This is a genomic window from Armatimonadota bacterium (assembly GCA_017993055.1).
Taxonomy (GTDB): Bacteria; Armatimonadota; UBA5829; order DTJY01; family DTJY01; genus JAGONM01.
Genome location: JAGONM010000038.1, coordinates 21,694 through 32,158, shown reverse-complemented (window position 1 = coordinate 32,158; position 10,465 = coordinate 21,694). Strand labels below are relative to the sequence as shown.

Annotated in this window: 7 protein-coding genes; 1 reads left to right on the top strand and 6 read right to left on the bottom strand. The window is 63.7% G+C overall.

What is annotated here, in order from left to right:
- A partial coding sequence (locus tag KBC96_12920) for a hypothetical protein (GenBank protein MBP6965295.1) occupies positions 1-1,334 on the bottom strand: 1,334 nt, incomplete at its 3' end.
- A 24-nt stretch (positions 1,335-1,358) separates the two neighbouring features.
- Complete coding sequence (locus KBC96_12915) at positions 1,359-3,350, bottom strand: hypothetical protein (protein ID MBP6965294.1); 1,992 nt, start codon at positions 3,348-3,350, stop codon at positions 1,359-1,361.
- Positions 3,351-3,484: 134 nt separating this feature from the next.
- Between KBC96_12915 and KBC96_12910 the strand changes: the two genes are divergently transcribed.
- Entirely contained in the window at positions 3,485-7,063 is a 3,579-nt protein-coding gene (locus KBC96_12910; protein ID MBP6965293.1) for a hypothetical protein, read from the top strand.
- Positions 7,064-7,225: 162 nt separating this feature from the next.
- Here the strand turns inward: KBC96_12910 and KBC96_12905 are convergent, their stop codons facing one another.
- The 4 genes from KBC96_12905 to KBC96_12890 form a co-directional block, all read right to left on the bottom strand.
- Positions 7,226-8,371: a glycosyltransferase gene (locus KBC96_12905; GenBank protein MBP6965292.1), complete on the bottom strand. Its 1,146-nt coding sequence runs from the start codon at positions 8,369-8,371 to the stop codon at positions 7,226-7,228.
- Complete coding sequence (locus KBC96_12900) at positions 8,362-8,856, bottom strand: hypothetical protein (protein MBP6965291.1); 495 nt, start codon at positions 8,854-8,856, stop codon at positions 8,362-8,364. Before KBC96_12900 ends, KBC96_12905 begins: the two co-directional genes overlap by 10 nt.
- A gap of 15 nt (positions 8,857-8,871) precedes the next feature.
- Entirely contained in the window at positions 8,872-9,561 is a 690-nt protein-coding gene (locus tag KBC96_12895; GenBank protein ID MBP6965290.1) for a glycerol-3-phosphate acyltransferase, read from the bottom strand.
- A 65-nt stretch (positions 9,562-9,626) separates the two neighbouring features.
- Entirely contained in the window at positions 9,627-10,415 is a 789-nt protein-coding gene (locus tag KBC96_12890) for a nucleotidyltransferase family protein (protein ID MBP6965289.1), read from the bottom strand.
- Positions 10,416-10,465 lie beyond the last annotated feature (50 nt).

Here is a 10,465-nt window from a genome sequence, read left to right as displayed (position 1 = left end):
GGGCAGTCGGTGTCGTTCGGCGCCTTCGGGTTGAACGAGTGCGGGATCATGAAGTTGACGCCGCGCACCTGATGCCAGTCGCAGAGCCACTTCATCTGCGGGTAGGTGATCCCCTGGCCGTACGCGCCGAAGATCTCGGTCATCGCCAGGTCGTCCTTCTTGCCGTACGCGTGTGAGATCGAGCTGGTCAGCTTCGGAAGCTGGTAGATGCCGCCCGTGCGCTCTCCCGGCCAGAGCTGCTGGCAGACCAAATCCATGCCGCCCATCGAGTTGTACTTCTGCATCTGGAAGAGGTTGATCGCGCCGAGCCCGTGATCCAGGTACAGGCCGCTGTGCTCCATGAAGTGCCCGATGAACGAGACGCCTCGGTCTTCGCACCACTTCAGCGTGCTGCCGTACATCGTCCGGCCCCAAGCCTCTCCGAGCGCGTCAATATACGCGTATCGGGCCGCTATCTGCTCGTCGCCCGCGAGCCTGAACTTCCATGCCACGAGCGCCTTCTTCCAGTCCACGTCGCGCTCGGCGAGGATCTTGCCGACCTCGGTGCCCCAGTCGCCCTGGGTCTCCGGCTCGTCGTAGAAGAACCCGACGATCGTCTTGCCGAAATCGTCCTTGAACCGGTCGCAGTGCGGCTGATAGACTGTTTTGAGAAACCAGTCCACGCAGTCCTGGCTCGCGCCGTCAACGATGGACCACCCGCCCTGACCGGTCTTGGGGGCGAGCGTCCACGCGAACTTCATGATCTCCCAGTCGCCCGCCGGCACGTCCCAGGTGAGCGTCTTCTCGCGGACGAACGGAGTGAGGTCAACGAGGGAGTCCGGCTCAACGCCGGTGTCGGCCCGTCTCCCGGCGATGACCGCCACCATGTTGCCGGTGACCGCGGTGGTGAGGCTGAGAGGGCCCGTGACCAGTTCCGCCGACGTCTCGAGCCTCTTCGCCGCGTGCTCGGGCGGGACCTTGCCTGCGATGGTCTGGCTCGGCCACCAGCGCTCGTCGAAGATCCACATCTTGAGGTCGTTCTTCTTCGCGGCTTGGAGGCAGACGTCGAGGTCGCTGAACCAGCGCGGACCTAGCCAGTCGGAGTGAGGGCGCGATTCGGTGCAGAAGCTCCCGTTGTGACCTTCCGCGACCTTGTCTACGTAGAGGTTCAGGCGGTCCTTCGTTTCGTTGTCGTCACCGTGGAGCCAGAAGAGCGGGCCGGTGAGCCGGCGCGCCTCCATCGGCATCTCGCGGAACTGCCTCTCCAGCGTGCTCCAGCTCGGCTCATCGGCGGCCGACACGAGCCCAGCCACAAGGGCCAAAAGAACGATCACAGCCACACTCAAACGGTCCATCATTGTCTCCTTGGAGTGCCGCACCTATCCCCTGATGGCGAACGTCTCCTCCAGCCAACCGTCCCCATCACGCGCGCGGATGCGGAGCGTGTGCTCGCCGGGCGAGATCAGCTTGTCCGAGTCATAGTCCTCAGTGCCGAGGGTGTAGGGCGGCTTTTCGTAGCGGTTGATCAGCTTGCCATCCAGGTACATTTCCACTTCGCCCTGTGGGATTCCCTCCAGCCAGACGCGGAGGCGCTCCCATGGACTGTACGCTTCTCCCCTCATCGGCCGCGTGATATAGATCCCCTTGCTGCACTCAGGGCGTATAAGCTCGTCTGTGTGCCACCAGCGGCGGAGGGCGTCGGTGCTCCCGGCGATGCGCACGTATCTGCGGTTGAGCGGCGCGTAGACGATCGGGTCGTCCGCCTGGTAGATGTAGATGCCGTCCGCGCCCGCATCGTAGAGCTGCTTCACCCGCCACAGGAACGGACCCGGCATGGTCGGCCCCCAGCCGATCGCATCTACGACCGGGAGCAGTTTGCACTTCGTCCCCTTGACCGCAGTCACATAGGGCGCGATGTCGAAGTTGTTGTGCCGCCCCTGGATAGTGCTCGGGCAGAGGTAGTCCACGAGCCCCTCGCGCACCCAGGCCCTGTAGTCGAAGCGCTCCCACAGCCGCACGCCGGTCGCCGGAAAGCGGATCAGGATCGGCAGCTTCGGTCCGACGGCCTGCCGAAGCTCGCGGAGGAACGTCGTGCAGGTCTCCGCCTTGTCTATCCCCTCGGGGTAGCGGCAGAAGTCCATGGAGATTCCCGGCGCTCCGATCTCGATCGCTTCCCGAAACAGGCTGATGATGTACTTCCGCACATCGGGGATGTCATATCTCAGGGCGTGGCCGTTCACCCACTCGGGATGTTGCTTGGAGAAGTCGCCCTGGAGCGGAGTGCCCGGATAGCAGTTCGTCGCGCCGAAGTTCGCATGGACGCCGAGTCCGAGTTCGCGGGCATACTTCAACTCGGCCTCGAGGGCATTCGTGTACTGCTGCATCCGGCCCACGTTGCCGGTCTCGGGCACCTTGCCGTCGATCGGGTCGCCGATCGTGCCGTAGAGAAGCTGATCCGTGAGACGTGACTCGTAGACGACCTTCGCGCCGAAGCGGCCGATCTGCGGGTCGAGAAGATCGACCGCCGCTTCCTTGAACGCGGTGAGCGGCTCCCGATGCTGCAGCGTGTCGTGGATGTCCTCGTTGAACGCCCACGAGTACGGCTCGAAGTAAGCCGCCACCATCCTGTCATGTTCGCCCGAGTACCGATGGTTCAACTCCCTCGCCAGATCGTCGGTGAGAGGCACGAGTTTCACGTAGTTGATGTGAGCATCCGCCGGGCCCGAGTAGATTTGCCGCTGCTTGAGGACCAAATGCCGGCGGTCCATGCGCGTCCATCGCCAGAGGATCTCTCCGTGCGCCGACGAGAGGTACTCGGTGCGCTCGTCGCCGGTGAGCCGCAGACCGACCGATCCCTCGACGAAAACCGCGTATCGGCCCTTCAGATCGAGCGGATATGTCAGTTGAGGGAGGTCGGTTCCCGCCTCGCCGGAGAGCGTATTCCCATCGAACTGCCATTTGCCCTCGGAGAAGGCGTCCTGCTGCAGGACCTTCGACCAGTCCTCGATGTAGACGACGTCTGAGTTGTCCGCCGTGAGATGCACGGTCTGGGTGTCGGACGTGCCGATCTCTATGCGGAAATCGGCATCCACGCGTCCGTTCTCCTGCGCCTCGGGGTAGGGGTCGAAGATGACCGTACGGGTCAGTCCCCCGGCCCGCCGCTCGGTGACCGATCCCTCGGCCCATTGAGCCCGGTCCTCGTCGGTCGCGAGGACGTAGCCGGTATCCGAGAGGAGCGGTTTCACTCTAGCCGGCCGCCAGTCATCCCGGCCGCTCGGTGACCAGGAGCAGCGCACGGCGATCTCATCCGGCGCGTCTCCGGGCACCTTGTAGGAAATATGGAAGCATCGGGTGATGGGATCGAGCCGCATCGCGGCGCTCCTTTCCGCACCGGTCGCCGCAAGGGCGCATGTGAGAGTCAAGGCGAGTATGAGAACCGCGCGCATGCCGTATTATACCACGGGCGGTTGACCATCGTTCCGGGCTGTGATAAGGTTGCCGCAAGATGATCTACTCACTGGCTCTCTTGATCCTCATCGCTTCCGGCGTCATGGGAGGTCCGATGCCTTACACCATCGCTTCCGTGCCTGAGGGCTACCACCTCTACTACTACGACGACTGCGGCGTCCTGGCGCGCCAGCCGCACGTGGACATGACCGACAGCTACGTCTGGACGTTCCAGACCAGCGACACCGACGCCGACCTGAAGTCGCGTTCGGCGGTGTTCAGCTACAAGCAGGTCAATGCGGTCTATGACGATCTGGATCCGACTCTCGATTACGTCGTTGCCGTGACCTACGCGAGCGACCACGTCTACAACCGCGTCCAGAGCCTCTGGGCGGACGGCGTCCGGCTCCACGAGCCTTATGCGCTCCCGAAGGCGAAGGCCGAGCGGCTGATCATGCGGCTCCCGAAAGAGGTCACTCAGGACGGCAGGATGAAGCTCGAGCTGAAGATCCACGGCGAGGTCAACGCCACCTGCTCCGTCATCGAGATCTGGGCGAGCGCGCCTCCGCCGGTTCCCATGCGCCTCGGCGAGGTATCCGGGCTCCGTTCGGCGCTCTCGGGCCGAGTCTACGATTTGGCCTACGACAACCTCCCTGGCGTACAGGTGAGCGTCTCTCGTTCCGGGAAGCAGCTCACCGCCGCAACCGATTCGAAGGGTGGCTTCATCTTCGACCGCAAGGCCGTCGAGGCGCTCGGGCGCGGAGATGTCACGATCACGGCATCCCATGACGGCAAGGAGATCAGCACGATGGTGAAAGCGGATACCCTGTTCTTCGATCCGGTCCGATACCGACCGATCCCCGCGCAGACCGCCAACCTCGAGAGCAACGTGATGCTTCTCGACGGCGTCTGGAAGGTCAACCCGGGCGACGGCAAGTGGGGCGACTTCAAGGTGCCCGGCCAGTGGCTCCAGCAGGGTTACGACATACCGCAGGCGAAGACGGTCGCCGTCGCCCATGAGTTCACCGTCCCGAAGGAGTGGGCGGGATACCGCATCTTCCTCCGATTCGACGCCGTCCATGCGGGAACGCACTACAAGCTCAACGGCAAGGATCTCGGATACAGCGAGAACGTCTTTACTCCCGTGGAGATGGAGATCACCGACGCGGCGAGAGTCGGCGAGACGAACCGCCTCGGCCTGACCATGACCGTGGCGACCACCTCCGAGAGACTGTCGTACTCATCGGGCTACGCGTTCCACAGCCTCGGCGGGATAGATCGCTCCGTGAGGCTCTACGCGCTCCCGAAAACGCACATCAGCGAGATGCGCATCAGCACCGACCTGGACAAGGACTACCGCGATGCCGACCTGCGCGTCGGACTGACTGTCGAGAACCCGCGGAACTCGGAACTGATCTTGTCTCTGAACGATGCCGGGGGAAAGCCTGTCGAGCTATCTCAGTCGAAGTGGAAGCTCGGCGAGGGCGCGTCCGAGTGCGTCGCTCGCGTCTCGGACCCGCTGAAATGGAACGCCGAGCAGCCCAACCTCTACCGGCTCACCCTGGAGCTGAAGCAGGACGGCAAGCTCCTGGAGCGGATCGAGCGGAACATCGGCTTCCGCGAGGTCGAGATCAGGGGCAGGCAGCTCTACGTCAACGGCGTGCGGGTCAAGCTCGCGGGCGCGTGCCATCATGAGCACGACCCGCTGACCGGCCGCGCGGACACGATGCGGCATGCCTGGGAGGACGTCCGGCTGCTCAGGAGCGCGAACCTAAACTACCTGCGCACTTCCCACTATCCGCCGACTCAGGAACTGCTAGACGACTGCGACGAACTCGGCGTCTACGTCGAGGTCGAGGCCCCGTTCTGCTGGGTGCAGCCCGCCGAGGGACTGGCCGACGTCAAGGAGATCCTTACGCCCACCTCCGCCATGGTGGACTTCTGCGGCGCTCATCCCAGCGTGATCGTCTGGTCCATTGCCAACGAGTCGCACTTCAGTGATGCGTTCGCCGAGTCGAACGCTATGGTGCAGGAACTCGATCCCACAAGGCCGACGACGTTCAACCATCCCTTCTCGCGCGAGAAGGACTCGGAGGTCTGCGACATCGCCAACCTTCACTATCCGGGGCAACCCTACGACGCACTGCTACCGGATGATCCGCGCCCGCTCTTCCTCGGCGAGTACTTCTTCCCCGTCTGCCACGAGCAGACCGACGTCATGATCAACCCCGGCCTCCGCGAGCTCTGGGGCATGGGCCACAGCGATCCGACATCCGACTTCGCGAAGGCCTGCTCCGCAAGCTACGACATGCCGTTCCTGAAGCCCGGCGCCCGGCCCGGCGTCTGGTCGAGCATCTACGACTCCGACCGCGTGATCGGCGGCGCGATCTGGGCTCTCATTGACGAACCGTTCTATCTAGAGGGCGGCAAGCACGCCGGCTACGCCTGGGTCCACGGCTTCTGGGGTCTGATAGACGGGTGGCGGCGCCCGAAGCCCGAGTGGTGGCTCGCGAAGTTGATCTTCAGCCCGGTCTGGTTTCCCGAGCGGCGGGTCGAGTTCACACCCGGTCAGGAATCCGTCACGATTCCGGTCGAGAACCGCTACTCGTTCACGAACCTCGATGTTCTCCGGTTCGAGTGGGAGATCGGCCGGAACAAGGGCGTGGTCCCGGTCAGCATCGCGCCCGCCTCGAAGGGCGCGATCGAGATTCCGATCCCCAAGGGCACGCAGGAAGGCGAGAAGCTCACCATCCGCGCGTTCGATCGCCGTGGTGACCTGATCGGCGCGTTCCAGGCGGCCCTGGGCAAAGGAGAGTCTCACGCGATTCCCGTCCCGTCCGGCGCTCCGAAATGGCAGGATGACGGCAGGGCCGTCTCCGTCGAGGGCGAGGGTTACTCGCTCTCACTCGACAAGACATCCGGCGAACTGAAGGGCGCGTCGGCGCTGATGAAGTTCCCGGCGGTCCACGTCACCCGCTACGACTTCGGCGACCTGGCCGGACCGAACGCTCAGCCCTACGCTGATCTTCCCGACGCCGCTACTCGTGTCGTCGAAGGAGTCGATGTGCAGGAAGCGCCTGAGGGCCTGAAGGTGACGATCCGCGATCACTATCAGGACTTCGCCGGATCGGTCACCTGGCTGATCGACGGCAAGGGAGTCGGAAGGGTCTCGTATGACTACACCTACTCCGGAGAGGAGATGAATACCCGCGAGGCGGGCATCGAGTTCCTGCTCAAGCCCGAGTGCGATGAGGTCAAGTGGAGTCGCTGGTCGGAGTGGGGCATCTTCCCCGAGGCCAGCATCAGCCGGACCGAGGGCTCGGCGAAGGCGCACCGCGATCCAAGGTGGGGCAAGGAAGTCTGGAACGAGGAGCCTGCATGGCCCTGGTCGCTCGACGAGACCGAGATGGGGACGGCCGACTTCCGCTCGATCAAGTTCAACATCTACGAGGCGTCGCTCGTGTCTCCGACCGGCTCCGGGATCCGTGTTGATGCCGACAAGGATGCCCACGTTCGCCCGGCGCTCATGGACGGAGGGGCCAAGCTCCATATCCTCAATCAGTGCCGCATGGGCCAGGTCGTGCTCCGGAAAGGCGATCATGTCAAAAGCGAGTTCTCGGTGTCACTGCTGAAGTAGCTGTCCCCCTTGACAAGCGGAACCGGCGCGAAGCGCCGAGGGGGTCTGCTCGGATAGTGGCAAGCCACGACAGCCGGCCAATGAAGCAGCCTATACCGACATGTCCCCTCATTACTGGTTCCAGGTTCGTTCCGGCGTAAGCACGGGACCGGATCTCGGGGGCTAGGTCAGTTTCATGCCCGGCGGCAGCGCCAGCCGGTAGGCGTCAATCAGTCGGGCACTGGCACGCTCGGTCGAATACCAGAGGCTTGCGTTCTTGCTCGCACGTCCCATGGTCTGCCTCAGATTCCGGTCGCGGATCAGCGACTCCACAGCCGCGGCGAACGACTGCTCGTCGGGAAGAGTAAGGATTCCGGTGGTACCGTTCTCCACGACGGCCAGCGGCCCATTTATGCCCACAGCTATGCACGGCAGCCCCACGCTCATCGCCTCCAGGATCACCAGCCCGAAGGTTTCGCTGAGTGATGAGAGGACAGAGATGTCGCCCGCCGAGTTGTAGTCCTGCACCGCTGAATGCGCCACCCCACCTGTCAGCGTAACACGATCGGCCAGTCCGAGCAGAGACGACAGGTCCCGAAGATGCGGCCCCTCAGGCCCCGGGCCGACCAGCACAAGGCGCCAGTCGCGGCGTCTGTCCAACCGTGCCACCGACCGGAGCAGGAAGTCCAGGTTCTTCTCCGGCGCCAGCCGGCCCACGTAGAGGAGCACAACCGTGTCACCTTTCACTCCAAGGCCGGCTCGAATGCGCCAGCGAGCGCCGGGCTCCGGTCTCGGTAAGCACACAGCCGGCGGCACGATCGCTATAGGCGTTCGGACTCCCCTCTCAACGAGCCAGTCACGCATCAGGTAGTTCGTCACCGTAACGCACCGGGTGTGCGCACAGTGCCGGCGGACTACAGATGTAAGGGCGCGTCCGATCAGTGTACGGGCGACCGGTGCGTAACACGCGAAGTCCGGAAGCATCGTGTGGAATGTGTGCACTAGTGGGATTTGACTGCGCCGGGCCAGCCGTTCCGCCGCAAGACCCATCGAGAACGGATGGTGGCTGTGGATCAAGTCGAAACGCCACCTGTCGAACTGCCGCCCCAGCCCGGAGAACGGCCGCAGGGACGGATAGGCCTGCCTGGACCACGCTATACTCGGAAGCCTGACCACGTGGTCGTCGTCATCCCGAAACTCGGGGTGCTCGGGGGCGAAAACCACCACCTCATGCCCGAGGTCTTCCAACTGCTGCCTGTACTGCTTCACGAGCACGATCGCGCCGTTGGTGAAGGGATCATATCCCTCAGTGAAGAAGGCTACTCGCATCGTGATGCCTTCTTCTCAGGCTGGTAACGCAACAGTAGAACCAGCGCTACCAGGACTGCCACGCTCTGAGTGCTGAAGCCGAGTGGCCACTGCTCGCACGGAACGTTGTGCTGAATATTGTGGTGGAACGCCGCGAATGAGGCGGTCACCGGCATAGACTGCATCCACTCGCGACACGGAGGCATGTTGCACGCGAGGTCAATCATCACTCCGCAGACCGCCCCCAGGATCACGAGCCTCCAGTCGTTCCGTCGCTGTACAAGCCGGATGATAAGCGCGACGGCAACCGCTAAGTCTGCAAGCCCCATGGTCAACTCAGCCCCTGTCCAGCCACCCGACGCCTGCCCGTAGATCCCGTGCGCATCCAGGTGCGGCAGGTAGTCAAGGACGAGGTGGCTAGCAAGGGCCGCAGGGACGGCGAGCACGGGCCGCTTCACTGCGCATGCGACAGCCGCGCCTGCCAGGACATGCGGTATTCCCATCATCTCGCGTTCCTCCTCTCATCGCGCCCGCGCCGCGAGAGTAAGCTGTGGCGCAGCCGCTTCCGCGGTCTCGCCGATCCGCGGTTCAGAGCCTGTCGCGAGCCGCGCGATATTCCCCCTGTGCCGGACCACGATGAGCCCACTCATCGCCAGACACATGGCCAGATAAGCCGGTACCGGATGTCCGAGCCAAACGGCCACAGGCGCGGAGACCGTCGCAGCCAGCGTTGCAGGCGATACACACCACCAGCGCCCGGTCAAGATTCGGGGCCCGATCAGGCCCGCCGTCCACACCGCAATAGGGATTTCCACACTCCACCATTCTATCGCCCCCAGTTCCGCCAACGCCAGTAGCACTCCCAGTCCGCTCGCCACGCTCTTGCCTCCCGACAGCCGCCTCTCCACCAGCAGAAACCAAGCCGAGTATGAGTGCCCGAGCAGCACCGCGAAGCCGGCCGCCGCCACCACGGCCGCATCGGTGGTCAAAGACGCTGCCACCAATACCATCGCGAAAGCCTTTCCTGCGTCAAGCGCGAGAGTCACAAGTCCCACACACCTGCCAGCCACGCGTGACACGTTCACTGCCCCTATGTTGTGCGATCCGTAACGGCGGACGTCCTTACCGCACACGAGCCTGACCAGCAGGTAGCCGAACGGCACCGAGCCGATCAGGTACCCTGCCGCTGTGAGAAGCAATGCTTCTTCCATTGTGATACCTCCGAACTCTACCACATGCTCCGTTGCTGCGACGCCTCATCTTGAGAACTCCATTCTCAGACGATAGCAGCGTCGGACAGCCCTGAGAATGCATGCTGGAGGGCGTTCCAGTCCTCCAGGTCATCGACATCGGCGGCAAGCCTGGGCGAGCAGCCGCGGACGATCGCGCACCCGCACGAGAGCATATGCTCCGCCCTGCGGCGAACGTCCTCACTCGAAGGCCCGATCGGTCTGTAGACGAACCTGCCGAGCACAATCCGCAGAAAGAGCACCGGCCCGAACAGCCTCGCCATCCCCGACACGCTCTTTCGCGCCGCAAAGGCCCGCTGCAGGACTGGCTCAATGGCTCTGAGCAGATCGGCGTCCAGGACAACAATGCTTCCGCCTCTGAAATCGCCGTCGGAGAGTGGGGCGAAGAGCTCGGAGCCGCCGGGAAACAGCGCCTCAAACTCGCCGCGGCTGAAGATGGCGTAGCCGAGTTGAGCTTCCGGAGGAGTGCTCTCGATCAGCTTCTCGATGTCCCCGGGCCTGACGAACGGCAAATCGGAGGCCGCACACAGCACATGGCCTCGGGCGCCGAGCGCGTCCAGTCCGCGCATGATATTGTCGATTCCTGTCGCACCTTCGTCGGCAAACAGATCCGCGCCGGCCCCTCGCGCGATGCCTTCCACCTCGCGCGGCCCGACCACACAGATACGCCCAATCCCCGACGTCGCTCGAAGCGCCGCCACAGCCCTTTCCAGCAGGCTGCTGCTATTCACGTTCAGCAGAGCCTTTACCCCGACGCCTTCTCGATCAACCAGTTCTCCATGAATCCTGCCTCCAGCAATCACAACCGCGTCCATGGTAGTATACCTCCATTCGACAGATTTGCAGCGGCACTCGCTGCTCTATA